We start from the raw sequence: 26440 nt of genomic DNA, 5'->3' as shown, positions 1-26440 counted from the left end.
CGTCCGACAAAACCTCCAATCACTCCTGGATACCCGTGCCGTCGTCCGAGCAAGATTCCCCGGAATGGTCGTCTTCGACAATGCCTTCTTTGGCAATGTCATCCTCGGCCATTCCGGCATCCTCTTCAAGCGAGCAAATTCCGCACGCCCTATCATCTTCAGCAGAACTGCAAGTCAGCAGTTCCTCCTCGATTGAGGAATCTTCTTCGTCCGCAATCATGGATACCTCTCCGGAAATCGTTTTGGACAAAGACGGATTCGCTACCGTCGCCGACGTCTACAAGAGCCTCGCCCCCGACGAAAAGGCGGTTTTTATCATCCGCCATTCCGAACGTGAAGATGACGTGGCTTTGGAAACCGAACTCACCGCAAACGGAATCCAGATGGCACAGGATCTAGGAGCAACACTCAAGAGTGAAGAGGAATTCTCGTACGTCACTTCGGGATTCGTGCGCACGAACGAAACCGCAAACCAAATCTCGAAAGGACGCGGCGAAGCGACGTCCCCGAAACTCATCACGAATTACGACATTACTGGCAATTGGTTCCTAAAAATTTCGGCCGATTCTCTCGCAAAGCAAGCGACCGCGCTCGGTCTAAAAGGCAGTTCAATAGAACTGATGGCTCGCTGGGCATACGAAGGCGGATACCCAGAAACATTTTACGAAATGGAGCCCCGTGCGCAGGAATTTATGCAAACGGTCATCCTGAAAAATTTATCCAGATGGAAACGCGTCACCATCATGGTGTCGCACGACATCTTCGTGATGCCGCTTGCCGTTTTCGGTTCGCAGAAAAAGGTCGCCCTCAAGTATCACGAGGATTACCATTGGATTAACTTCATCGCGGGGCTAGCCGTTATTGCCGATGCGCAAAACAACCTGCGCTATATTCCTGTAAAAGGCGCCGATTCCGGCGTCATAGACTTTCTGGCCATCTATATGGCAGAGCACAAGATTTACACCAAATAGAAAATTTCCCCAAGCCACAGCAAAAAGCGTCCCGGCATTCGCCGGGGCGCCTTTGTTTGGTATCATCGATTTATCGGAAAATGTTTATTGATTTCGCTTCGCGGTAGCCGCCGGTTGTCACCTTCACGATATAGGATCCCGCCGGCATTTGACTTAGGTCAAAAGAATGCGTATGCGCACCGGCATTCTGCACGCCAACCATTTCTTGGGCAATTAAAGCACCAAATCCCGTAAACAAGCTAACCATCACATTTTCACGCTGCGGTAAAACGTAGTCAACCGTTACAATTCCACGTTTAAATTTGACATTGATATGCGAAGGCACGTTCAACGGTTCAAAAGCAATTGCCGTCGACGTTTCGCTACTCGAAGAAGTCGGCTCCGCGCTGCTGGAACTTGCGGGAGCGATAGAACTACTCGATGCTACAGAACTACTGGACGCAACCGGGGTTTCGCCGATTTCGGGCCACTTGTAATCCAGTTTAAAGTCGTTGTAATACTTGACGTTTGCTGCACCCGCGCCACTTACGCCCGTTTCCAGTTTCAACTTATAATCGTAATGCAGCTTGCGAATCCCCGTGTTGCCGGTGTACTGATAATCCGTATTCACGATGACCGCGAAAACCATCTGCGTGCCGTTTGTCGAAGAAGGCGTCTTGTCCAGGCGAAGCGTTGCAGAGCCCTCGCCCGTAATGGGTTCGCTGTATACAGGCGTGCCATCGGTCGCGCGGTAGCACAGCAAGAAGTTCATATTCGTGTTGTTGGAATTTGCGCCGTTCGGGTAGAAGCTCACAGTGACTTCTTTTGCGCCGTTTTGCACTTTCAGCGGAACCACGTTCGAGCCCGACCAGCCCGGAGTCGTTTCCTGATCCGGAACCAGGTAACCACCGTTTTCAGAAACCGTCTGGTAAGGCGTCATGGTCCAGGTGTAGCTTTTCCTGTTGTTGTCCCACATGTCCTGTTCCCAGTAGGTGTCGCTTCCGAAATGCTGATTCAGCAGGTTCCTGATTTCGCCGGACCATTTTTTCATGTCGAGCATCGCAAGCCTTGCGCGGAATTCGGTAATGAGCCTGCGCACGCCCGCATCGCCCAGCCCCTTGTCGAGGCCGTAGGTCTCGAGCAGGTATTTGGTCTTACCGTAAGCGTTTCCGTAAATCCAGCGAACAGCCCCCGTACCGATCCACGTTCCGATAAACGTCGGGAAGATGTTACTATACTGCGAGCCACCCAGCAGGTAACGCTGATTCTTACCGGTCACGCCACCGCCATCGGCGCCGCCACCAGGGCCACCGAAAGTGCCGTCAATCAGCCAGCCCGAATAGGTTTCAATAGGCATAAACGGCGCAATAACCGTCGCCGCATTCAGAAATCCCATACCGCTGTATACACCATCGCGGTGGCTGAACATATCCTGCTGAATCCAGGTGTTACCCGCTTCCTGGAACCAGTGCGCATCCTTTGCGCCAGGGTAGCCGTTCGTCATCGAGTGGATTCCCTCGTGAATCATCGCATCCATCTGTGCCACGCGATCGCGGTAGGGGCAACTCGTGTTAAAACTGTAGAGCGGATAGAACGAAGCCGCCACCGCCGTGTAGCCTGCCACCCATGTCTGCCAACCACCCGTAGTATCTTCCTTCGCACCACCTGCGCAAGTGCCCGAGCCATAGTAATAAACGGCACTGTATTGGCCTTCTTGCGCCTGGGCATCCGGCGCCCATCCCATCTCATTGTACAGGTACTCGAAATCGGTATCGTACTTCTTGAGGATCGAATCAATCGTCACGTCGGTAATGCGGCTGTCGCGATCCTTGCCCCAATAAAACGCCCACCATTTACCGGCCTTCTTTCCGGTAACGCCCGAACAATTGTTATTGAACTTGGTCGGCGGCTGAATGTCGCCCAGATTAGACTTTGTGTCGTAATCCAGGTCGCTGCGGTAACCGGGCCATGTGTAAGCATCACCCGACGCCGCGTATGTGTGAACACCTAGGGCAGCCGACAAAACGGCGCCCGGAATCAATCCCAAACAACTTTTTCGCATAACACACTCCAACTTTTATGCTGACATAAAAAATACTCCCTAGCAAGCTAAGGAGTGTCGAAAACTTTGTTTACGTGTTGTCTACAGACAACGATTGCTCCACTACCTTAAAGACGAGAGCATTTTCTTCGGGACTGGAATATTAATGTTTGGTGAAGCCCTCGCACAATGTAGTGGCCTTGCGGGAGGCTAGACTTCAATTGTTCCCATTCGCTGTAAAAGCCCTGCTTGATCAGTTTTCCTGTCAAGGAGAAAATTTGCACCTTGGTCATAGGCGAAATGGTGAACTCGACATCGGTTGCAATCAACCGCGTTGTGTTTTCGGAGCTACTTGAAGAACTCGTAACGCTACTAGAACTTACTTCGGCGACAGAACTTGAGCTAACAATCACCGGGTCGATTTTCGTTCCTTTTTCATATTCGCTGATATCAATTTTACCAATGCCAGAATAATTTGTCACCAAGCCCTTCACATCGCCTACGGGATCTGCACTATAGCTGTAGACGCTCTTGGGATTGAAAGTTCCCTTAGGGATTTCCGTATCGTAAGTGACCCATGCGGTATCCTTGGAAGTAAGCGAAGTACCGGGATTTACGGAAATCTTCATTTTTTTGCTGTTACAGCCACTACTCTGGAAGTTGGCGCAGCCTTCGTAATAGTTTCCAACAATGGTAGCCACGCCATCATCGCCAGCGAAAATCGCCTTGCTGAGGCCCGCATAGTGATTATTTTCAAAGTAGTCGTCAGAACCATAGCGAACATTCGGGCCGTTGCCGGTTCCCTGACCGAGAACATAGTTGTTATAAAGGTGAATTTTAGTATGGCGCATCATGGGAGTACGCGCATCCAGGTCCTTATAAAAGTTATGGTGGATAGTTATTTCATGACGAAGACTATCTCCGTTGCTATTGCCAATGAGGCTTCCCTTATGATGGTTGTGGAAATAATTCCAGCTAAAAGTCGCATTGTAAATGTTGTTCTTGGCATCCAGCAGACCATCGTAGCGGTCCTTGTTGCTGGTGTAGGCATTATAGAATTCGCAGTGATCGATCCAAATGTTATGGCTTCCCTGCTTATTCTTGTCAGCCCAGTTAGTGGCAGCAGAGTCCGCAGAAATCGCGATGCAGTCCGGGTCATTGAGGACAACTTCTGCCCCATTGCGGAAAGCGATCACCTTGTTTTCGTCGGTCTTGCTAATGGGAACATCGCTCATGGTGAACTTGATGTTACGAATGATGATGTTATGTTTATTCTGAATCATCAGGCCCACTCGATTAAGGAACGCCGATTCGCCTTTACCGATGATCGTCTTGTTATTGCCGACCAAGACCAATTCGCCATAAGTCGTTGCCGTACCCGAAGAGGCCACATGGCCATTTTCATCGATAAACGTCTTGATACCGGTATTGATTTCACCCTTCACGATAATGACGTAAGGAGTTTCCAAATCTTCGGCGTACTGTTTAAATTCTGCAAAGTTGGAGACTTCCACAACCTTGCCCCCGTTACCGCCGGTAGTGCCCCCTTCCAAAGTGGCATACCCCACCATATCGAAGTTAGGGGTAGCCGCAAAGAGCCCCACATTCATCAAGAGAATTGCCAAATATTTTGCTTTCATTTTTCCACCTCTTTATTAAAACCAACTGACGCTCCAACGGAAAGGTTCTGCGGATTTTACCGAACGCCCCAATGCATTGAACCTCGGAGCATCTTTACGCCTGTCAGCAGGGGCCACCCTGCGGCGAATAACAGTCGTTGTAGCACTGCTAGAAGACACTTCCGAAGAACTGGATTCTGCTGCAATTTCGCCATATTCGTAAGGTCCAAGATCCGGTGCCGAGCCAACATAATCAAAGCCAATTTCCGTCCCCTTGTCAATCAAGACGCTTCCTTTTTTCAGGCGGAACAACTTTGTGTACGGGAGCAGTCCATCCGCATTTCGGGCAATCGTCGCAAGGCTCGTGTCCAACGACTCAAAGTCATCGTCACTCACAGTCACCGAAATGCTCCAGGAATTCGTTTTCTGTTCGCTAGACGAACCAAAAGAGTCGGCATTTTTGCCCTTATAAGAGATATTGTTCCGCAAGTGATGCTTTTGCCCCGCATTCAGCGCCCCACCCATTCCATAATTGGCGGCACCACTGCTTCCGTTGCGGTAAGCAAGGCTCTGTTCCACCGTAATGCCACCCGTATTGTTGTTCTGGTCAAAGCCTTTTACCGGATTGTCAAACGCAATACAACGCGTGCAACGGTGATTCGCTTGGGCTTTATTGCCGCCCATCTTAAAGCCATTGCCGTTTCCATCAAAGAGCTCGGCCGCATAGCCAAAAACATTGACCCCATTCCGGAACGCCCAGGAATCATAGACAATGACACTGTCGGGTGAATCAAAAAAGTCAAAACCGTCGTCGGAATTTTCCCAAGCACGGCAGTTGATGAACACATTTCCTGCTCCCTGAGTCTGCTTGCTCGCAAAGCCGTCAGCCATGCCGCCCTTTTTCTTGGGGTCATAATTACGGTACGCATCTACGTTGACCACCAGCGTATGATTCCCGCCCTTGTTAATTTCCAAACCGGAATTGCGGTTTTCGAAAAACGACATGTTGTAGAACTTGTTGTACGACCCTGTCACATAGGCTCCCTGGTATCCCGCACGGGTAATGGCGAGACCGTGAAGTTCGTAATAACTGCCGGTCATGCTCAGCCCCACGCCCTTGTCGACATAGGTGAGTTCCGGGAACTGGAAGTCTATCACGGCAGTCGCATGGCCCGCCGCATAGAACACAATGGGCTTGTCCGCCATTCCTGACTTAGAAAGTGTAATCGTATTCGCCTGACCCTCTGTATAGGGCACCTGGTATGTTCCCGCTTCAAAAAAGACGGTATCTCCGGCGGAGGCCTTAGTCATGGCCGAAATAAAATCGTCGCCAGGCTTTACATGGGTATTCCCGGCAAGCGCCAAAACGGCAAAAGCTGCCGTCAAAATTTCCACCAAGCGGATATTCTTCAAATAATTCATCCCAAGTACATCCTTTGATATTCCGACAAACATTCATTCCCGTTCTCAAAAATGTTCTCAAAATATCAAAACAGAATATAAGTTATTCTTTTCGCAAAGTCAATAGATACAGCGATTTTTTTGCAAAAATGTTCTCATTTTTACAAAAAAAAAATAATTATTTATGGATTACGCCTAGCGGGCCGAAAGGGCTGGCCAGTAATTTTCGGGACGCTGGTTCAGGTAGGTAAGGCGCGTCCAGTCGTCATCGCGGTAACAGCTCCCAAGCATGAGTTCGTCAATCATGCCGGTAAAGCCGCCCACTTTGAAGTCGGCCAGTTCACGGACGCCCGTCCAAGCGATTTGTTCCGGCTCCGTTTCAATCTTGCGGTCGTTCACGTAGAAATTGGACTGCGAAGTCGTGTGGCGGCTGAAGGCAACATAGACCCACTCGCCCGCCTTAATATCAGACGTTCCAGACACCCAGGCGTATTTTATTGAATCGGAACTCGTATCGGGAACCCAGAGGTCAACCACAAAGCCCTTCTCCGGATCATAGCGCAACGCATATTCCTTGGACTTTTCAAAGATGGTCTGTTTTTCTTCGAGATTGTCAAGTTTTACCCACACCGAGAAGCAGAAATATTCGCTACCGTCGTAATTCAAGTTCACCTTGCGCGAGGAATCAGCCGCACTCGAATTCTCGACGACAATAACATCGCCTTCATCAAGTTCCACTCCCCTACCAACAACACCGTCGGCAGCCACGGCCCCTGTCGGCAGACCTTCGAAGTATCCCTTTTCCGCTCCATCGCCTACAGGTTCAAGGCCGCTATCGAAATGCCACACCAAAGAATAGCTGCGGTTCGTGGGGAACACATCCTTTGCGTACGCGGGGTTCATGGTGTTGTCAAAATGGAGTTCCAGAGAATCTGAAATATTCAGCGAATCGACACGCACCCAGAACACAGCCTCTTTGGCATGAGCATCAAAGTAGGTTCGCGCAATAGGGAGTTTCTTGCTGCGGTTTCCGTCCTGCGAAATGCGCACGGCCTCCCAGCGGCCGTTCACCACCTCCGCAGAATCGAAAGCAATTTCTTTTTTCGTCAAGCGAATGGCCAGCGGGAAATCGCTCACGACGGTGCCGAGCGAATCGATTTCTTCGGGGAGCGCGAGCGGAGCTTTCAATGTGTACGTCACCGAATCGCCCCAGACTGTAGTCTCTTCAGGCTTTACGGAAACATCCTTAAATCCAAACGGACTCATGCCATCCATGTAAACAATAAGTTCAAACGTGTCTGCCGGGAGGCTATCGACCACGATTTTCCCGTTCTGCACAGAAACCCTTCTGCGAATTGTCGTCCCGATAACGATGGCTTCGCCACCCTGGTTTTCGCGGAACGCGCCCGATACGAGAAGCTTGACCGTTCCGGAATTACGCAAGGTGTCATTTACAGCAAGGGGCTCGTCCTCTTCGGCACTCAGGTCCTGCACTAGAAGCATCTGGCCCGATTCTTGATGGAAAGCCTCGAGAGAGAAACTGCCCGCCGGGATGGAATCGAATTCGTAGTTGCCGTTTTCATCCGTTTCGGTTTCGAACGCGGAAGGCAGAACCTGTTCAGCCTCGCTTGCGGCAATGATGTTGTAGTTGCCCGGCACACACTGAACTTTCGTACGGGCGGCAGGCTTACCATTGTCAAGCACCAAGATACCCGCGAGTTCCGGGGAACCCGTTTCGGCACTATTGCCCGCCACTTGGCTGTCCGAAGAACAACCAACAAAAAAGGCAACGAAACCCGCTAAAAAGTATTTCAAAGTATCCATCACCACTAATATAAATATAGTTTCGCTAAAAAGGAAAACAAATATTCCCTATTATAACGCGTTGTTTCTAGACAACGGGAATATTGCACTATCACCCCTCTTCGCAACCATTTTTCTTACATTTAAGGCATGGGCGAAAAGAAACCGACAAAAAGGATCTTCGAATACCTGGATTACCGGGAATTTTTGAAAGATTACTACAACGCAAAGAAAGAGGCGAACCCCGCCTTTTCGCTTCGCGTGTTTTCGGACAAGATCGGTTTCAAGGCCAAGGACTTTATTAGCCGCGTCATGAACGGCGACAAAAACCTTTCGAGCCAAAGCATTCCCAAAGTGGCTTCGGGGCTTCGCCTCGGCAAGCACGAAACCGAATTTTTCGTAGCGCTTGTCAAGTTCAACCAGGCCGAAACAACCGACGAACGCAACGCCGCCTTCGAGCAAATGCAGGCCGTACTCAAAGTCGTACGATTCGCCGAAAAGCAGCACCTGCTCGGGCATGCTCAGTACATGGTATATTCCGACTGGCGGCATCTCACGATCCGCAGCCTTATCGGAATGTTCGGTTTTGACGGCAACTACGAGGCGCTCGCCAAGCAAGTTCGTCCGAACATCACTGTCGAACAGGCAAAACAGTCCGTAAAGCTACTCGAAGAATGTCAACTCATCAAGAAAGATGAATCGGGCAAGTACGTGCTGACCGAAAGTGCCATTACCACCGGCGATCGCACCTCGAAACTCGCACTCCGCGGCTATCACCAGAATTGCCTAAAGCTCGCTGCAGATTCCATTGACCGCGACGCTCCTGGCACGCGCCATGTTTCGGGCCTTACGCTTGGAATCAGCCAAGAAGGCTACGAACGCATTGTAGAGCGAATCAACGCCTTCCGTAAAGAAATCGCGCTCCTCGCCGAAGAAGACGAAGGGAGCGATAAAGTTTTCCAACTGGAATTTGCACTGTTCCCCGTCGGCGGGAAATAATTTTCCATAATCTTTATAAAAAACGCCCCGACATTCGTCGGGACGCCTTGTTTGGTTCTATCAATTTAGTCTTTCCGGAACAGCTTATTTAAAATTCGGCCATTCACCTTCTGGCGGACAATGTAGCGGCTTTGCGGAAGTCCCTGCGTAGTCACGCCCACATAATGGCCGTTCATGTCAAAGACGCCTACCGTAACAGCTTCTGCACGAAGATGATACTTGTCAGCGAGGCGCGTAGTAGTCGAATCCGCTTCAGCAGATTTTTCCACAAGCACCTCGACGCGGCCCGTATATTCGGTATCGTCGTTACCCTTCACGGTGTACTTGAACGAGGCAAGCCCGCTGAAATTCGCCCTAGGCGCAAAGCGCGCCGTATAGCCGTCTCCCGCAAGTTCTACGGTTCCGTTTTCGGCCGCAGACACGCTGTAGGCCGGAGCCACGTCCTTGAACCCGCGCGTAATCGTGCGCAGGTCAAAATCGAGAGTGCCGCCCGCAACCGACGCGTGCATGGCGCCCAGCCAGTTGATATACTTCTCGATGCGCACATAGCCATCGCTTTCTTTGGTCATGGCATCGTCTTTCGACTTGTCGTAACCCATCGCGTCTTCAAAGTAATCGGGCATGCCGTCCTTGTCGGAATCGGTCGCGGTCTTCCCTGCCATCACTTCGCCCCAGCCGTTATTGGTTTTGATTCCCATGGCACCAACGCTTTTCACTAGGGCTCCTTCTTTCCCAAGTGTCCCCACCTGGTGCCATATCAGGGAATCAATATCGTCGTACGGGAGCACGCCGCTCTGCGACGTCACATAGCGCCAAGCGCTTGCCGCACTGAGCATCGGGCCGCTCGTCGTAAGTTCGCTCCAAGGTTTCAAAAGTTCCTCGCCCACGCCCTGGTAGTAGTAAATACTAGAAGGCCCGCCGTTCAGTTTTCCGTCGCGGTCCGTGTCGATCATGTTGCCGCTCGCGTAGATACTCTGGTTCTTGTCCACCTGGAACCACGGGTTACTCCCCTTCGGGCCATAGACAAAGTAGTTGTTCACGATATCGTGATTGAAATGCGTGCTCGTATGTGTCGTGTAGCCCGCCTCGAAGTTGTAGAGGATATTGTTCACGAACACGTCGTTAATCTTGTCAAGCGGATTTCGGTTATGCGTATTCACGAAGGCGTTGTAGTACCACGCCCAAGTGCCATCCACCGATTCGATGTGCGCGCCGAACTGTTGCCCGATAGGGTTTGCAATCAGCGAGTTCTGCACCGTAATGCCCGTAACGCGATAATCCTTATTATCAGAACTTCCGCCGAAATTGTTCCACGGAGCAAGTTCCACCGAGCAGTGATCCACAATCACGTTCTTCGCATCGTAAAGATTGAGCGCATCATCCTTTTCGGAGGCGGTATTTTCGCCCGGGCGTATACGCAGGTAACGGATGATGATGTTGCTCTGTTTACCGGTACTGAGCTTGCCGCCGTGAATGGCGATCCCCTCGCCCGGAGCCGTCTGCCCCGCGATGGTAATGTTACTCTTGATAGAAACCGCCGTCTTGATGTTGATGATGCCACCCACGTCAAAGACCACAATACGGTTGCCCTGGCTCACCGCATCGCGGAAAGAACCCGCACCGTCATCGTTCAGGTTCGTTACGTGATAAACACTGCCGCCACGGCCACCCGTGACCTGCGCGCCAAAACCGAGCGCCTCCGGAAAAGCCAGCGGCTCGGCACCTGCCCCGATAAAACCAAACACTGTTAGGCAAAGCGCAGAAACAGCCGTTTTTGTACCAAACATTCCCATAATCGACCATCCTTTCATCTTATTATACTAAAAATTTATCGCGTCAGGTAAAAGCCCCTATGTTTTCGCTGCTTCAAGAGGCGTCCCTGCGTGTCGTAAATGCGTCCAAGGCCATTTACATGCTTTCTCTGCGCACGCGGCCTTAACGATGTTGTCGTGGAATCTCCTGTCGCAGTCGTATCGCCCGCGACAACAGATGTCGTGTCGTTTTCGTCTTGTCCGTCCTGCGAAGCGTTCACGGCAAGTCCCTGCGTCACGCCGATGTAGCGGCTAAAGGTATCGCCCGCGTTGTCCTTCAGCGTAAACTTCACGTAGCCTACGCCGCCAAAGTTTTCGGTAAGTTTTACCGTCATCTTGGAGCCGTTCACGGTTGCGGTCACACCCGTGGGGGCAGAAACGGTATAGGTTCCATTGTCATAGCCTTTGGTAAATTGAGCAAGATCAATCGTCTGGGTTTCGCCCTTCGCGAAGGTGTAGTGCGCGCGGGCCATCCATTCCAGGTAGCGTTCCAGTTCCGTCCAGCCATCGCCCAGGCGGTCCCTGTTCGCATCGCTAAAGTCCCCGCTCTTGGATTTCGGATTGTAGCCATACATATTTTCCCACCAGTCCGGAAGCCCGTCCAAATCGCTGTCGTAGTCGTCGGCCCGGATTTCGCTCGGGTAAGGCTCCCAGCCCTTGATGTTCGCCGTATCCTTCACGTCGGTTTCGCGATCGGGAATGCCCGCCATGCCGCCCACGGACCCCTTCATGCTGTAGGTTCCGTTCTTGGTCTCGTTTATCACGCGGGTGTCGTGATTGTCAAGTACAGGCATGCGCTGGCCCACATCGCTCAGCACATCCTTGTAGGCGGCCTTCGCGCTCTGGACAGTCGCATACGAGGCAAAGAAAGGCTTGCTGTTCCAAGGTTCCCAATCCAGCACCTGCCCGCCGGAAAGCGAATACTCGCGACCGCAATTGTCGTTGGTGCCGTCGCAGGTAAACTTGCCGCCCGCAGCCTCGAGAACGTTGTTGTGGTAGTAATACGCCTGCGAGCCTTTGCCCGTACCTTCGAACTGCGCGCGCAATGTATAGCCGTGCAAGGTAGTGGCGGCGCCCTCCTTGTAGTAATTGCCCACGAAGTTCACCTCGTGCGCACCACCATCGGTCACGCGGCTCACCCAGTTATAGACAACGTTGTTGAATATGTCGAGGCGACCCGCATAGTAGCCGTTCCCGTCGAGGCCACCGCCCAGGCTCCAGTTTCGGCCCGCATTGTGCGCAAGTAGGTTGTGGTGGAAACTGCCGATATCGCCGCCGATAGTCGCCGCGTACCCGTGCCCCGTTCCCGCTGCATAGTTCTGGTGGTCCGCAATGTTCAAGGCTTCCGAAATCAGCGTGCGCTGCAGCGTAAGGTTCTTGCCGCCTCGGCTACTGAAGGCTTCGTCAATCGTCCAGCTAATGCTCGCATGGTCCAATATGCTGTGGTCGCCACCGGTGAGCCCCATGCCGTCGTAAGTGGCACCGTAACCCAGGCGCACGCGCATGAAGCGGATAACCATATCCTTGCCCGTGAACCCGATGGGAGCGCTCTTGATGGTAATTCCCTTGCCGGGAGCCGTCTGCCCCGCAATCGTCACGTAATCCTGATTGCAGACCAGGCGCGATTTCAGCTGGATCATGCCCGACACCTTGAACATGATGGTACGCGGGCCAATTTCCGCCGTGCACGCCTCGCGCAAGGAGCCAGCACCGTCATCGTTCAGGTTCGTCACGTACACCACCTTGCCGCCGCGGCCACCCAGGGCGTTGCGGCCATAACCTTCGGCACCCTCGAACGCGAGGCGGCCCGGCCTGAACGACCAGACATTCCCTGCCGTAGCCGTTCCGTTCGCATCGACCTCATCTACGCGCCAGTAATATGTCTGGAGCGGAGTCGTTCCGCTCACCTTATACGAACTGCCGGATTGTTCACCCATGTAAACCGCAGTGCTCGAGGGCGTTGCCGCAAGCACAGCCGCCGAATCCGTCCCGAAATAGACGCGATGCTTTACGGCCGACTTCGCCGCCGTCCACGAAAGCGTCAGCGCCCCGCTTTCGTGCGGAGCGTGATAATCCAAATCCGCAGGCGAAGGCCCTGTCGCCTGTGCCGCCGCATTGGGCACGTTCAGTTCAAAGCCGTTCAGAGTAACCGTACCCGTATTCAACTTTATCGCGGTCGAGGCACCCGTACCGCTTACATTAAAAGTCACGTAGGCAATCGCCGCCTCGCCTGTCGAGAGCGCACGATTCGTGGGCTTGACCGACGCCTGCTTCGAGTTGTTCACATAGACATCGATGCTGTTGCTTACCGCCGTCCCATCGACATTGTTCAGGTACAAAAGGAGGCTGTGCGTCCCTGCCGCAAGATTCGAGAAGGTGAGCGTAATCGCCCCGCCACCTTCGACCATCACGCCATCGCATACAAGGCGTGCATAGCTTGGGGACTGCACCCCGGCCTTGTACCAATTCGCCTTAAGATTTCCGCTACCAGAAACATTCACCTTCACCCCCGAAAGGGACGTGTCCTTGGAGGAAACACCTGAAACCACCCAAGGCACGTAATTCGGTTCCGTCACTTCACTCGAATTGCGCCCGTTCATGTCAAAATCGACCTTGATGACGGGCGATGCGGCAAAGGCAAGCGCCGCCGAGAGGCCCAATACGCGAATAGAGTTCAAACATCCCATACATAACTCCTTTCTGCCCACAAAAATACCCTCGGATTTGCTCCGGAGGTAGGGTAAAAGAAATTTCCAGTTGTCCGCAGACTACGGCGGGCACCTGCGGTGCTTTTGTTACTTCGCAAAAACGGGCCGTCGGGCCTTGCGCAAACGCATTTCCTTTACCCGCGGGCTGTCCGCAGTTCCCAACAGGCGCCCGCGCACATCGTAAACCTTCGCGCCACGCATATCCTGCAGGCTGCGTCCCGTTTCAACGCCATTGCGAACCGCAAACGACGTGGTCGAAGAATCAGGATCTTCCACCTGGATTTGCGTGCTGTCGCCCGCCACGCTATTCACGGAAACCGAAAGCAGGTCGACCACACTCTTCTCACAAGTAAACCCGAGCAACATCTCGGCAGTCGATGTGCCCCTGTTTACCGCCTTGTAGTGATACGCCTTGCCATCTTGCGCCGTGATGCGGGCCGAGTAGGTAACGACATCCTTTTCGCGCGAGACATCCATCACCACTTCGGCGTTGCGCATGATGCCAGCGAAATCGTCCCAGTTCCAGTCGAAATCGTAATCGAACGTCCCCGCGTTATCCATCGCAAAGGCATCGGCACGCAACAGCGTTGTCGCCCCGCCGGCAGTCGCACGCACAATGTAATTGTCCCAGTTGTTCACCTTGTTCGCATCGGCAAGCCCGTAAACCGGCTTGTTTCCGTAATTCATAAAGCGGAATGTTGCGCTAAAGTCGCCCGAGACCTTGTATTCAGCCGTCTTCTGCGCATTGAACGCTACATTGTATTCGCCACCGTCGTTTATCGTACCCGCCACGATGCGATTTTCAAGCGTCCCGTAGGCAACGCGGCTCAACTCGAGCGACGCCGCGTCGGCACCGAGCAATATTTCGTAATCACCAACCGGTGTCCCCGTAGCCGTAACCGCATACACTAGCGAGTCGGATCCATCCTTCGCCGCACCGCGCAAGAACGCATACACATTTATCAGGTAGCCGTCCTTTTCTGCACGCAGGCGGACTTTTGCACCGTCGTACATCTTCTTGAAGGCATCCCAGTTTTCACCCCAGGCGTTCCAGTAGTGCACCGTATTTTCTCCACCGAGCGTTTCCACGGAATAGCCGTCGGCACGCAGGTACCACATGTCGCCACCGTTCCTAAAGACGAGCACCCAGTTGTTCCAGTTTTCGGCTCCGCTCTTTACCTTGTTCCTGAATTCAAATTCCGCGACAAAGTTCCCGCTTACCTTCACGGACTCAAATTCGTCATAGGCATCCCATGCCGTGCTAAAGTCCTTTTTCCCAACGACCTTCACGCTGTCGCCGTAATAGCGGGCATCCTGCAGCACTTCGGTTTTCGGCACACGGTAACCCCAGAAGGCACGGTTCCCCGCCTTGTTCATCGCCGAGAACGTAAGCGTCCGCTTGCTCATATCGTTCTGCAACTGGTCAAGCTCCACACCCTCGTAGACAGTTCCACCCAGAGTAAGCGTCACGTAGCTCCGGCCCTTCGCATAGTCGTAATCCCAGGTTCCCGTGTAGGCGCCTGTCACCGTACCGTCGGCATTGAGCTGCATGTCCTGTTCCTGGTTCACCGCCACAGAATCTTCCCAGGTCTGCGGGTTGTTCCTAGGCGGGTTATGCATAATCACCTTGTACGGGCCCGCGATATCGCTGCGGTCGAGCGCACGCGCCGGTAGCCCGTAACCCTCGTGATACTCAAAAGGTGCCGCCACAATCCAGCCCATTCTGTTAAAGAACAGCTGGTGAGTCTCGACATTGTGCCAACCCGTATGGTTGTTGAACTTGCGGTGATAAACCAGGTACATGCCGCCATCGTCGTCGCGCAACAGCGAATTGTGCCCGTCCGCAATTTCGGCCCGGTCTTCGGCCCAGAAACTCCAGCGGTAATTCGCGACAATCGGGAATCCGCGGTCGGTATTGCCCCAATAGTTCAGGATAAACTTTTCAAAAATCGCAGGAGTCCCATCCACATCGACATAGGGTCCCTTCACGTCCTTGCTGCGGAACACGCGCATGGTGTAGCCGCCCTCGGGTGAATAGAACCCGTAACTCACGAACAGGTAGTAGTAGCCATTGCCGTCCGCATCCTTGAAATACTGGATGTACGAACCCTCGCCACTCACATAATAACCGCCACCCACGTGGATGCCCATGTAAGGGTCCTCGAGCATCGAAGTCCCGCTCCACTTGGCAGCGCCGTTGTTCCCGTACTTGTACGAATAGTCCCTGAGACCGGTAGACTCATCGAGCTTGACCAGGAAAAGCCCGCCGCTCCACGAACCGTACAGGAGCCACAGGTTTCCGTCCTCGTCGTAGAACACGTTCGGGTCGATGCAGCTGGAACCATAGCCGCCATCCCACTTGCCCAAATTAGTGACACCGTTGTTCGCGATATAGTAACGCTCGTCGATTGTCGAAGAACCGGTCACCTTCGCGTAGTCGGCATTGGCGGCAGAACCCGCCGTCTGCTTGTCCATCCCGCCGTAGACGACCGCACCCTTGTACTCGTACGGTCCCTCGATCTTGTCGGATGTCAGGAGCACAATGGAACTTTTCCAGTCCTCGCCCGCCATCGAAAAGTACAGGCACCACTTTTTCAGCTTCTTGTTCCACACGATATCGGGCGCCCACAGGTTCCCCTTGGCGGTCGCGGAATTCGTATGTTCCGCATAGTCGGCTTCCGCCTTGAACACGCTGTAGTAATCGTCCCTAGCCTCGTTGCCAGTGACATACACCGTGCCGCCCCTCGAAAGCTGCGGCGTAAACGGGGTCCAGTCCAGCATATCGCGGGAATATGCCGCCCCGTTCATGGTCCCGAATATGTAATAATACTTCGTCCGCGACTTGGCCGCATCGTTTTCAGGATACGAATTCCCGCCCGCGTCCTTATAGACCACAATGACGGAAGGATCGTGAACGGCGACCGAGGCCGCAAATGCGGCAACAGCCGCGAGAGATAAGGCGACACACGCCGCCCTGAATGTTTCCAATACACCCATACCACACTCCTTTCCAGAGAATATATAAAAAATCTACACTTTTTGCAATTAAAAGTCAATAGTTTTACAATAGTTTTAAACAATTTGATGATGTTTTTACAACACTTTTATTAAAAAAAAGTCCACGTTTTACAAAAATTCATTTCCAAAACGACCTACTTTTAAGCCCACAGACTACGACACGAAACATGTGGACATACTTGTCCACAGTAAAAAGAATTTGAACACCATATCTATGCTATTCAAGCATATATTTAAAGTACCCATTATAATTAAGGTTGTTTAACACAATGGGTTTGGGTTTCTGTTTGGCGAAAGGAGTGAAACATGAAAAAGGGCCTCCATACGGCGCTTCTTTTTGGTTTATGTTCTATGGTATTTGCAGAAATACCGCTTAATTTCGACACCGAAAACCGCGGCAAGGATCTTGGCGCCAAGGCGGGCGAACTTAAGAGCAATAGAAAACTCCCCAACCCATTCGAATTCCACGACGGCTCCAAGGTCACCAAGTATGGCGACTGGAGCAAGCGCCGTAACGAAATCAAGGCCGATATCGAAAAGTACGAAATTGGCGACAAGCCGATTCCTTCCGACGTGAGCGCCACTTACAGCGGCGGCACCCTTACGGTCACCGTCAAGGAAGGCGGCAAGACGATGACGATCACATCGAAATTCAACATTCCGTCTGGCAACGGCCCGCACCCGATTATCATCGGCATGAATAGCGGTACGGGGTCGCTTTCCTCGAGCCTGTTCAGCGGCTTTGTGCAGGTGCCTTTCAGCCACGACCAGGTGGCGAAATACTCCATGAACGGTCAGAAGGACACGAACGTGGGCTTCTACAAGTTCTACGGCAACAAAAACCAGAACGGTGACTATTCCGCATGGTCTTGGGGCGTAAGCCGCCTGATTGACGGCCTTGCGCAAATTGCCGACCAGTACCACCTGGACATGAGCAAAATTGCAGTCACAGGTTGTTCCTATGCGGGCAAGATGGCACTCTTCGCAGGCGCCTTTGACGAACGCGTGACGCTCACCATTGCCCAGGAATCGGGTGGCGGCGGCATCAACTCGTGGCGCACTTCCGCAGACTTCGCAAGCCGCGGCACGAACATCGAAAAAATCGACAACACAAACTACAGCTGGTTCATGCAGAGCCTCAAGAGCCAAGACCCGTACAAGCTCCCGCACGATCACCACGAACTCATCGCGATGATTGCCCCGCGTGCGGTGGTTGCGCTCGGAAACCCCGGCTACGAATGGCTGGGCGACGAATCGGGCTACAAGTCCATGATGGTAGCAAGCGAAGTGTGGAAGTCCATGGGCATCGAGGACCGCATCGGCTTTGACTTTACCGGCGGCCACGAGCATTGCCAGGCAGCCAGCAGCCAGAACAACACCGTGACAGCATTTGTCGACAAGTTCCTGCGCGGCAAGAGTGCCAATACCGATATTCACGTCAAGCCCACGAACGGCAAGGGTTTCAAGATTGACAACTATGGCGACTGGATTGACTGGGAAACGCCTTCGCTCCCGTACGAAGAAGCCAAGCCGGACACTTCCAAGCAGGACACGACCGTGCAGGACACTTCCAAACAGGACACTTCGAAGACCTCCCTGAAGATGGCACACCTCGCTCCGTCAATGAACATGTTTGTATCAAACGGTTTCTTGCATGTACAAGGTGCACCCGAGGGCACGAAGGTTCGCTTATTCGACTTGCAGGGAAATCTCGTCCGTGAATTCGGCGAAAAAGGCGGAAGCCTGGCAGGCATCCGAGTCGGTAAGTTGACAGCGGTATTTGTCAGCAGTTGCGGTCAAAAGTTCGGTTACAAATCGTTCAGCTATACAGGATTCTAGATGATAACGTCCATCATTCAATGATGAGCCGTTTTCAACAGATATTCTTGAATAATTGCGACAACAGCAATTATAGCGACATTAACATGCAGCACCGCCAACGCCATCACCCCCAATAAGTTGGTTTCGGGCGGACTTCCGGCACATACGGGCGCCACCACCACCGACTACTTGACCGACGGCTACGTTGCCGCTACCATCGAGAACAACCCCGTGATGGCTCATTATTTTTCCACCACGCGGCCCGAAAGCTCGCGGAAATCGTTCGATTTATACAAGGTGACGCCCGGAGAAATCAGGTGGTATATGGACTGCGCGGCAAGCGATTCAAAGTTGAATTCGAAAGAATCAAGGCGAATGCGGTAGCTGTCCGTAGAATTGTCAAATGACACCATGTAAGGCGGCTTTTTGAGTTTTCCCTGCTTTATGAGCGAAAGCAGTTCCGCGCCCACATAGTCATTTGCCACCACCCAAGCATCTACGGACGGAATAGTTTTAGCAAGCGACAACAGGATGCTTCTGAAATGAGACTTGGAACGAGATTCACGCATAAAATCAAACGGACTTGCATGCGTTGCATCGGTAGCCTCGTACACGTGTAATCCCGCCCTTTTTAGCCCATGCAAACGGTCAATGGACCAAGAACTGGAATGGTATGGCGAAACATACGCCACGCTCGCCACACCACGTTCCTTCAAGAATCGTCCCACCGCACGCCCCGGAAATTCACCAAAGGCGAGGTTGAAAAATGCGTAACGTTTTTCACTTTTGAGCGCACGTGGAATCGTTGAAAGCGAGTGTTCCCACCACACTGCCACAGGGAACCGTGTGCGAGCAAGTTCAGCAAACAGTCTGTTCATGTTGAACACTAGCATTGTCGAGATAATCGCTCCGAAACATTCGCGGAAATTTTCCATCTCGACACGATTGCCGCTCGCATCCAGGAAGGCCCCCGTTTTTTCAAAATAACCAAGTAGTTTGACCTTAAGATTATTGCGGTGAGCTTCTGCGTACACCTTCTGCACAAACAGGAGTTCTCGTTCACCGAGACAATTAAAATCGCCACTCGGATTGCAACGCATAATCAACAAGATTTCCTTAGACTTCATCGAGGAGGGCTGTGCACTAACGAAATAGTAGCGTCCTTTTCCCCTGCGTTTAAGTACCCCTTTACCACGTAACGCCTCTAGTGCACGCTGCATTTGACTCGACAAAGTTTCAAACGTCGAGCTCAGTTCCTTGATGGAGGGAAGTGGGCCATTCGTTGAAATTCTTCCGGATTTCCACGCTTCCAATAGCAGTCGTTCCAATCGATCGCTTTCGCGTTCATGCACGTCAACGGCAAATTCGGGTTTTCGCCCCCAAAAATGACCATTCCCGTGCTCGGCATAGATTTTCCCCTCTTCCACCATTTTTTTATACGCGCGGAAAACGGTACACGTTGACGCCCCCGAAGACGAGGCAACATCACGCACAGAAGGGAGTCTGTCCCCATCTTTGAACCCAGCAGATTCAAGCCATTTGCAAAAATCTTCGACTTTCATATTGTTTCCTACCGCTTAATGCCTACCATCAGGAACACTAGATACACTTTGATTCAAATATAAACAAGTTTCGCGAGCAAAGGGAAATTTCATATTTATTTTACAAAAAAAAGATGGACAACTCTCTTTACGCCAGGAATCCCGCCTATGAACACACTTGCATTCCAGATCGGCGCCTGGGTCGGCGGCCCAGGTGAAACCCCGCAGCCCACAGCCGAAAACGTACAGGCATTTCAAGATTTGCAAGGCAGCCATCTTGACCTCATCAACCATTTCGCACTGTTCGACATCAACGACTGGGACAACGTGAAGCAATATGCCGATGTTGCCAAGGCAAACGGTTCGACACTGGTGATTACATGGATGCCAAATGGCTACGGAGCACAAGACATTGTCGACGGCAAGACCGATAATTACATTCGCGAATTTTCGAAGGGAGTCAAGGAATTTGGCGACGAAATTTGGCTACGTCCGTTGCACGAGGCAAATGGCGACTGGTACGACTGGGGCGTGGGCAAGAAAGACGCTGGCAACACCGATGCAAACGTAGCCGAAGCATTTCGCCATATCGTGAACATATTCCGCGAAGAAAGCGTAACAAATGTCAAATGGGTGTGGACTACAAACGCTTCAAATCACGGCCACGGCACAACCTTTACAGGAAACTACCCCGGCGACGATTACGTAGACTACATTTCCATCGACGGCTACAACTGGGGCAAGAGTCAAGATTGGTCTAATTGGCAAACCTTCACGCAAGTGTTCAAAAAATCCTACGAAGCGCTTTCCACCATCAACAAGCCGCTCTTTATTGCAGAAATTTCATGTTCTGAAAAAGGTGGCAACAAAGCGGAATGGATTACCGACATGTTCGAGCAGTTCCAGACAAACTTTTCTAGAGTATTCGCCGTAATGTGGTTCAGCCAAAGCAAGGATTACGAAGGCGACTGGGCGCTCAACACATCGCAAGCCGCCGTGGATGCCTGGAAAGCTGGAATAGCCAAGTAATTATATTTAAAGTTTTTTCATCGCGAGTACTCTGTTGCCAGCCGTCAGGCGCACCACAAATGCGCCACGGCCAACGGCACCGAGATCAAGCGTCACAGCACTGCCAGAGAATTTTTCTGAATAGAGCAAGTGACCTTGCATATCGAACAGGCGCACACTCTTGAGGCCAGGAACATCTGCAAGCACATGGAGCAAGCGACCTTCCTGCAAGAACTGCACCTGCGACATAGAAACAGTCGCTGCAATTCCCATAATAGCCGAAGACGAACTAGACTCCAGCTTTTCGCTAGAAGAAGATTTTACCACAGTCTGGCTAGAACTCGATTTCACACTACTAGAACTTCTGGCGATGCTGCTGGAACTTCTAGCCACACTGCTAGAACTTGCAACACTGCTGGAGCTTGCAACAGACGAACTCGATTCTTCGGGGCAAGCCGTCAAAGACATTCCCTGCGAAGTCGTAAAGCACGCCCTTTCATCACCATCTAGCACAATATTGTAAATACCCGGCACAGAAGCCCTGCCACTCTTGTTCACATAGGTAAAGTCTGCATAATAACCCTTGGCCGCCTGCACCGCCTTGATCGCCACGCGCTGGTGATTAATATCGCCATTTGCATTATTGTTTGTCACACAAATCGTTTTATCGTAATCGATATACCACACATACACGCCGTTGCCACGTTGGTTCCAATTGATAGAGCTCTTTATATAAGAATCATAAGATTCCGCCGGGCGGTATTCAACAATGTAGTATTCATCGTTTTGATTCGGATTTGTGACAGAATAGGCCTGCATTTCGCTCAATTTCTTGAGGGAATATACCTTGTCCGCTTCCAATTCGGTCAGCTTCAACCAACCCATAATTTCTTTTTCATAAGCGGAATAACCCATAGGCGCATTGCCTTCGTTAAACGTCGTTCCGTTATACATGCCAAGCGACATAACGTCATAGGCACCCGGGCCATCGACCTGACGGTTATTCGAATCTTTGCCGTAGTGATCATTCAAGCCCATCACATGACTGAATTCATGGGCGAAAATTCCCATTTTGTTGATTTTACCATTTCGAGACCCATCGGCATATTGAGCTATAAACAGGTACTTGTCAAAGGTATAGCCACCGGCCTTGTATGCCGATGGGAACCAGCCCGACGAAGACCCGTTGCTCTGCATCCAGAACTGGTGACCCCAAAAAAGTTCACTTTGTTTCAAGGCGTCCTGCTCCATACCGGGGAACAAGAAAATAAAACCATCGACATTGGAGTTTTTCATGCAGTATTTTTTAGCCTTTGCCAAAAAATCACTGCGTTTGACAAGGGAATCAATTCCCATTGCCGTAAACTGCCCTTCCTTAAAGTTATCCCCCGTTCCAAAGTCGGTCAAAGCTTTATTAAGCGTTATCGGATATACGTCAAAATGCGGGTCGAACAGGCTGTCTGAGACATACAAGAAATAGTCGCGCAGGCTTCCCACATTATTATTCTTGGTGTAACCAGGCTGGTTCAAAAAACTGTAGAATTCAGCAGAATCACCATGAGCCTTGTCGGTTGTCCCGATTAAAAGCACGGGGAACCAGCGCTCACCAGTTGTCCACTTTTCAGAAGTCGGACGGCGAAGCATCTTGGTAGACACGCCATCCTGATTATAAGACATCACTGGCGCATGGCTAAAGCTTTCGTTTTCGTTCAGTCCTTCTTCCTCGGGAAATCGGCCCCCATTCAGTTCTTGGTGCTTCTGATGAACCGCCTCCTGATTTAAACTGTTCAAGAATGACTTTTCTTCGGAGGTGCGATCAGCCACGTTTTTTGCGATAACATCGCTTGCGGTACCATCTTCGCCCACATACACATAGCTACCGTCACCATTACCCGTCACCAACATTCCGTCGGAGGTTTCGGTATAGTGATAATGTTCATCGCCAAAATGACGAATCGAAACAGAACTACCGTCTTTATTGGAAACTGTCTGGAATCCTGGAGCAGCCGGACGCGCATTTGCCGGAATCACCAGAGCGCACACCGCCGCAACCATATATATGAATAGCACCTTTTTCATACCCAAAATCCTTTTCCTTAAAAATAATCCATTTTGGAATAAAAAGTATGTTCTCGGCAAGTAAAAACGTGTTAGCGCTGTGCAAAAACGTTTTTTTTATCATCTTTTTTTGAGGAAAATGGCCTAAAACGCCCCAATTTTTCACTTTTTGGCCATTTTGTGATAAACATAACAAAGCCCCGAAAAGACAATTATTTTTTGACAATGTTCTCAAAAATTATGTATATTAAGGTCGTGAATCGTTTTCTAGACATATACCAGTTTACGCACTTCCGCAAATTTTTGGAAGAATACCAGGTTGCCCGCGCCAAAGAGGAACCCGGTTTTACCCGTACCGAAATCTGCAATTTGCTCGGTCTCGAAAAGAGCCGTAGCTACTTCGCCGATGTGGTCAGAGGTAAAAAGGTCACCCCCCGCATGGTCGCCAAATTTATCGAAATTCTGGAACTCGACAAGAAAGAAGCCAAGTATTTCGAAACCCTGGTAGAACTCGACCAAGCCAAAAACGAAACGATTCGAAATGCCGCGATGCAAGAGCTCTTGAAACAGCATCCGAATCCGCAGCATATTTTAAACGAAGACGCCTACGAATACTACAGTCACTGGTATAACAGCGCCCTTTTTGCAATTCTTGACGCCATGGACGTAGATGACGACATGACGCCCGTGCAAAAGCGAATTTTCCCGAAGGTTCCGCTTGGAAAACTCAAGGATTCCCTCGCCCTCTTGGAAAGACTCGGACTCGCCCGCAAAAACGAAGCCGGATTCTGGAAACCCACTAAAGAAAGCATTAGTAGCGGCCCCTACAATAACGCCGACTTAATCAAGCAATACCAATTGCAATGTTTCGAACTTTCGAAGCAAGCCCTCATGACGCCGCCCAAGCAACCAACTGTAATGAGCACGCTTACCTTCAGCATTTCAAGCGACGCATACAAAAAACTCGAAGCCGAACTGCAGGAATTCAAGGCGAAGGCCCGCCGCATTATTGGCGAAGACAAAGAAAAAGCCGATGGCGTTTATCAGATGAACATCCACCTGTTCTCAAATTTGGAGTAAACCATGACAAGACGAGAAACGACAAAATTTGCAACGCTCGCCTTCTCTATGGCGACACTCTTTACCGCATGTACTTTACCGAACGATTCCCATGAATCGGATCACGCAGGCGTGCTCACCGAAACCGAATCGGGCCACACGGTTGCATTCGCTATTGAAAAAGAAATCTCCGAAATAAACGTTTCCGCCAAGAAATCGGGTACGGTCCATTTCGCGCTCACTAAAATTGTAGACGGCAAAACAGAACTATTCGACTCCACCACCGTGAAATACGGCGACTTTGCCGTATTTGAAGACGTACACGGAGCCTATAGCGTCGTCGCTACAGCAGCAGGGGTAAACGGCGAAAAAGACACTCTCTACGGCGTCGACGTCTTGAAACGGAACGATACCGACACCGTTTATGTCAGCGTGCAGGAACCCGCCACGCTACAGATTTCGACAGATTACAAGATCTGGGAAAATTCCGATTCCGTCAGCGTTTTCGCCCAGGGCGACACGCTCTGCATCACAGGCACGCTTGCCTGCAAGCAAATCACTAAAGACGACTTAGATCAAGGCTACATCACCCTCAATAACATACCGCTGTTCAACGAAGGTGACATCGCAAAACAAATCGAAATTTCCAACGGCGAAGATTTCCGCGCCGTCGGGGTCAACCTAGACCTGAATGCCGGCGACACATTGTTCGTAGACAACGTCCTTAACATCAAGCGCCTTTACGATATCGAGCTATCCCTGCCTAAGTCAGACCTGTTCGATTCCCTGGGTGAATACTCGCTAGATTCGCTTATAGTGCCGATCCATTTCTGGTACAACAGCAAATCTTACATAAGAAGCGCCAGTTACTACACAGATAAATTTATTGACGCTCAGAAAAACATTCTTCTTGGACCAAGATACAGCAGAGTGTTCGCAGAAGACTCCTTTTACGCCTGGTATGTGATTCCCAAAATGGATTCCGTCACGACGTTGACCGCATTCGAAGGAGATATCAACTGGGGCAACGCTCCTAGTTCGTATGATCGCATTCGCGAATTCGTTTCTGAGCCCGTAACCGATTCTCTCCTTACAACCCGCAAGGTATTTACCGACAACAACAGTTTCGCGCTTTCTTTCTGGTTTGAACTGGATAGCCTCGAAAAAGACGGCCGTCTGTTCTATTCGGGCAACGACAGCCTAGGCTTTGAAATCCGTCGCTCTGAAAAGGATTCTACCGCGCTCTGCGTCAAGATTTATAACGGAATCGACACCGCCTCGACCGACTCCATGGAATACGGCAAGGCAAATGTCATCGACGGCAAACGCCACCACTATTCATTCGTCATGCACAAAAAACACTTGACGATCGCCATCGACGGAGAAACCATCCGCGACACCGACATCAAGCTTTCGACAGAATTCTTCGATCTCGAAGAAATCTACACCGGTAGCGCCCCGGTACAAGACGTAATGTTCTATTCCTTCGGAGATTACATCAAGCAAAGCGGCGAAAAGAACTGGTACCGCCTCAAAGCCTGGCTATACGCATTCTACGAAATGCAGAAAGATCTATAAAAGAAATGCTCGCGAAACCGCGAGCATTTTCAATTAAATCAACGTACATTTTTATTCGCCGACAACGAACTTCATATACAACTCTTTAAGAGCATCGCCCCACAAGTACATAAACGGGGCGGCCACTGCAAGAAACGGGCCAAACGGAATCTGGCCAGCACCTTCGTCTTCTGCCTCCTCAGCGGAGGCATTTTTATTTTGCGAGGCCTTGCTTTGGACAGCCTTTTTAGCGGCACGTTTTTCAGCAATCTTTGCGTACGGCACCATAATCAAGATACCGAGAACCGAGGCAACCACCAGCACTTCCACCGCACGGGTCACGCCCATGATGGCACCGAAACCGGCCAAGAGCTTGACATCGCCAAAACCCATGGCAGCCTTGTTCAGCACCTTGGTCGCCACCCAGCCGAGCAAATAAAGTCCGCCACCGGCTGCAACAGCGCCCACAATGCTTTCAACCGGAGTCAAGCCGCCCGGGATAAAAGAAATGATAAGGCCAGCGACAATACCGCCCACCGAAATAGAATCAGGAATTAATTTGTACTTAAAGTCAACGGCGCTCACCGGGTAAATGCCAAGCAACAGCCAAAAAAGCGCCAGAGCATCGGCCCATACTTCTAGGCTTTGTACCGGAGCCGTAAAATTCGTGGTAAAACCGGTCGCCGCATAGAGGGCCAGAGCCCCCAAAAGACCGCACAAGCTTTCCCCAATCGGATATATAATACTAATGGGCTGTTTACAGCAGGCACTCTTCCCTCTTAGAATAATCCAACCTATAATAGGCAAGTTATAATATAGTGGTATATGCTTTTTGCACAAAGGACAGTGCGAAGGCGGATTTATCAGCGAAATTCCGCGGGGCATGCGGTATACAATCACATTGTAGAAACTGCCAACGCAGGCTCCTAGCACGAAAAATACCGCCAAACTATACCAAAGAGGGATTTCTTCCATAAACTTGCTCCTTCAGTGTAAATTTTCACTCACGCTTTTCAAATAAAAAAGATAGATTTAAAGTGTAAAAA

At 51.1% G+C, this 26440-nt stretch carries 18 protein-coding genes; 6 read left to right on the top strand and 12 right to left on the bottom strand.

The genetic code is table 11. The annotated features are described in order from the left end of the window. Window positions 1-19 precede the first annotated feature (19 nt). Entirely contained in the window at window positions 20-220 is a 201-nt protein-coding gene (locus QOL41_RS13190; RefSeq protein ID WP_173654104.1) for a hypothetical protein, read from the bottom strand. On the opposite strand from QOL41_RS13190, the gene QOL41_RS13185 reads away from it, so the two are divergent. After that, the gene (locus tag QOL41_RS13185; protein ID WP_283430136.1) at window positions 219-971 is read left to right on the top strand and encodes a histidine phosphatase family protein; all 753 of its coding nucleotides are present in this window, start codon (window positions 219-221) and stop codon (window positions 969-971) included. The two genes, QOL41_RS13190 and QOL41_RS13185, sit on opposite strands and share 2 nt — an antisense overlap. Before the next feature lie 70 nt (window positions 972-1041). Here the strand turns inward: QOL41_RS13185 and QOL41_RS13180 are convergent, their stop codons facing one another. From QOL41_RS13180 to QOL41_RS13165, 4 genes are all read right to left on the bottom strand, one after another. Continuing rightward, window positions 1042-3012, bottom strand: coding sequence for a T9SS type A sorting domain-containing protein (locus QOL41_RS13180; RefSeq protein WP_283430135.1), 1971 nt, complete (start codon window positions 3010-3012; stop codon window positions 1042-1044). Between the two features lie 107 nt (window positions 3013-3119). Continuing rightward, on the bottom strand, window positions 3120-4631 hold the full coding sequence (locus QOL41_RS13175) for a pectate lyase family protein (protein WP_072976513.1): 1512 nt from the start codon (window positions 4629-4631) through the stop codon (window positions 3120-3122). Between the two features lie 15 nt (window positions 4632-4646). Further along, the gene (locus QOL41_RS13170; RefSeq protein ID WP_198959548.1) at window positions 4647-6032 is read right to left on the bottom strand and encodes a right-handed parallel beta-helix repeat-containing protein; all 1386 of its coding nucleotides are present in this window, start codon (window positions 6030-6032) and stop codon (window positions 4647-4649) included. Window positions 6033-6206: 174 nt separating this feature from the next. Continuing rightward, on the bottom strand, window positions 6207-7835 hold the full coding sequence (locus QOL41_RS13165; RefSeq protein ID WP_283430134.1) for a LamG-like jellyroll fold domain-containing protein: 1629 nt from the start codon (window positions 7833-7835) through the stop codon (window positions 6207-6209). Window positions 7836-7964: 129 nt separating this feature from the next. Here QOL41_RS13165 and QOL41_RS13160 point away from each other — a divergent pair, with 129 nt between their 5' ends. Further along, complete coding sequence (locus tag QOL41_RS13160; protein ID WP_072801291.1) at window positions 7965-8813, top strand: TIGR02147 family protein; 849 nt, start codon at window positions 7965-7967, stop codon at window positions 8811-8813. A gap of 65 nt (window positions 8814-8878) precedes the next feature. Here the strand turns inward: QOL41_RS13160 and QOL41_RS13155 are convergent, their stop codons facing one another. The 3 genes from QOL41_RS13155 to QOL41_RS13145 form a co-directional block, all read right to left on the bottom strand. Beyond that, entirely contained in the window at window positions 8879-10600 is a 1722-nt protein-coding gene (locus QOL41_RS13155; protein ID WP_283430133.1) for an Ig-like domain-containing protein, read from the bottom strand. Window positions 10601-10641: 41 nt separating this feature from the next. Continuing rightward, window positions 10642-13311 (bottom strand): hypothetical protein, encoded by a 2670-nt coding sequence (locus tag QOL41_RS13150; RefSeq protein ID WP_283430132.1) that lies wholly within the window; start codon window positions 13309-13311, stop codon window positions 10642-10644. A 108-nt stretch (window positions 13312-13419) separates the two neighbouring features. Further along, a complete protein-coding gene (locus tag QOL41_RS13145; protein WP_283430131.1) occupies window positions 13420-16329 on the bottom strand; it encodes a glycoside hydrolase family 43 protein in 2910 nt (969 codons plus the stop codon). A 372-nt stretch (window positions 16330-16701) separates the two neighbouring features. Between QOL41_RS13145 and QOL41_RS13140 the strand changes: the two genes are divergently transcribed. Next, the gene (locus tag QOL41_RS13140; RefSeq protein WP_283430130.1) at window positions 16702-18189 is read left to right on the top strand and encodes a glucuronyl esterase domain-containing protein; all 1488 of its coding nucleotides are present in this window, start codon (window positions 16702-16704) and stop codon (window positions 18187-18189) included. Between the two features lie 81 nt (window positions 18190-18270). On the opposite strand, the gene QOL41_RS13135 is transcribed toward QOL41_RS13140, so the two are convergent. Beyond that, the gene (locus QOL41_RS13135; RefSeq protein WP_283430129.1) at window positions 18271-18414 is read right to left on the bottom strand and encodes a hypothetical protein; all 144 of its coding nucleotides are present in this window, start codon (window positions 18412-18414) and stop codon (window positions 18271-18273) included. Then, window positions 18414-19733 carry a GntR family transcriptional regulator gene (locus tag QOL41_RS13130; protein WP_283430128.1) on the bottom strand — a complete coding sequence of 440 codons (1320 nt, stop codon included), beginning with the start codon at window positions 19731-19733 and terminating at the stop codon, window positions 18414-18416. The genes QOL41_RS13135 and QOL41_RS13130 overlap by 1 nt, the downstream gene beginning before the upstream one ends. 147 nt (window positions 19734-19880) lie before the next feature. Between QOL41_RS13130 and QOL41_RS13125 the strand changes: the two genes are divergently transcribed. Continuing rightward, window positions 19881-20741, top strand: a complete 861-nt coding sequence (locus QOL41_RS13125) for a glycoside hydrolase family 26 protein (protein ID WP_283430127.1) — start codon at window positions 19881-19883, stop codon at window positions 20739-20741. Window positions 20742-20747: 6 nt separating this feature from the next. Here the strand turns inward: QOL41_RS13125 and QOL41_RS13120 are convergent, their stop codons facing one another. Then, window positions 20748-22799: an immune inhibitor A domain-containing protein gene (locus tag QOL41_RS13120; protein WP_283430126.1), complete on the bottom strand. Its 2052-nt coding sequence runs from the start codon at window positions 22797-22799 to the stop codon at window positions 20748-20750. 204 nt (window positions 22800-23003) lie between these two features. Between QOL41_RS13120 and QOL41_RS13115 the strand changes: the two genes are divergently transcribed. Both QOL41_RS13115 and QOL41_RS13110 read left to right on the top strand, forming a co-directional pair. Further along, window positions 23004-23858 carry a TIGR02147 family protein gene (locus QOL41_RS13115; RefSeq protein WP_173654093.1) on the top strand — a complete coding sequence of 285 codons (855 nt, stop codon included), beginning with the start codon at window positions 23004-23006 and terminating at the stop codon, window positions 23856-23858. Window positions 23859-23861: 3 nt separating this feature from the next. Then, complete coding sequence (locus tag QOL41_RS13110) at window positions 23862-25415, top strand: LamG-like jellyroll fold domain-containing protein (RefSeq protein WP_283430125.1); 1554 nt, start codon at window positions 23862-23864, stop codon at window positions 25413-25415. A 51-nt stretch (window positions 25416-25466) separates the two neighbouring features. Here the strand turns inward: QOL41_RS13110 and QOL41_RS13105 are convergent, their stop codons facing one another. Next, window positions 25467-26369 carry a prepilin peptidase gene (locus QOL41_RS13105; RefSeq protein WP_283430124.1) on the bottom strand — a complete coding sequence of 301 codons (903 nt, stop codon included), beginning with the start codon at window positions 26367-26369 and terminating at the stop codon, window positions 25467-25469. Between the last annotated feature and the right edge of the window lie 71 nt (window positions 26370-26440).

It is taken from the genome of Fibrobacter sp. UWB10, from assembly GCF_900182935.1.
GTDB classification, from domain to species: Bacteria; Fibrobacterota; Fibrobacteria; order Fibrobacterales; family Fibrobacteraceae; genus Fibrobacter; species Fibrobacter succinogenes_O.
Note: the sequence above shows the minus strand (reverse complement) of the source record. Positions and strands in the feature narration are given on the sequence as shown.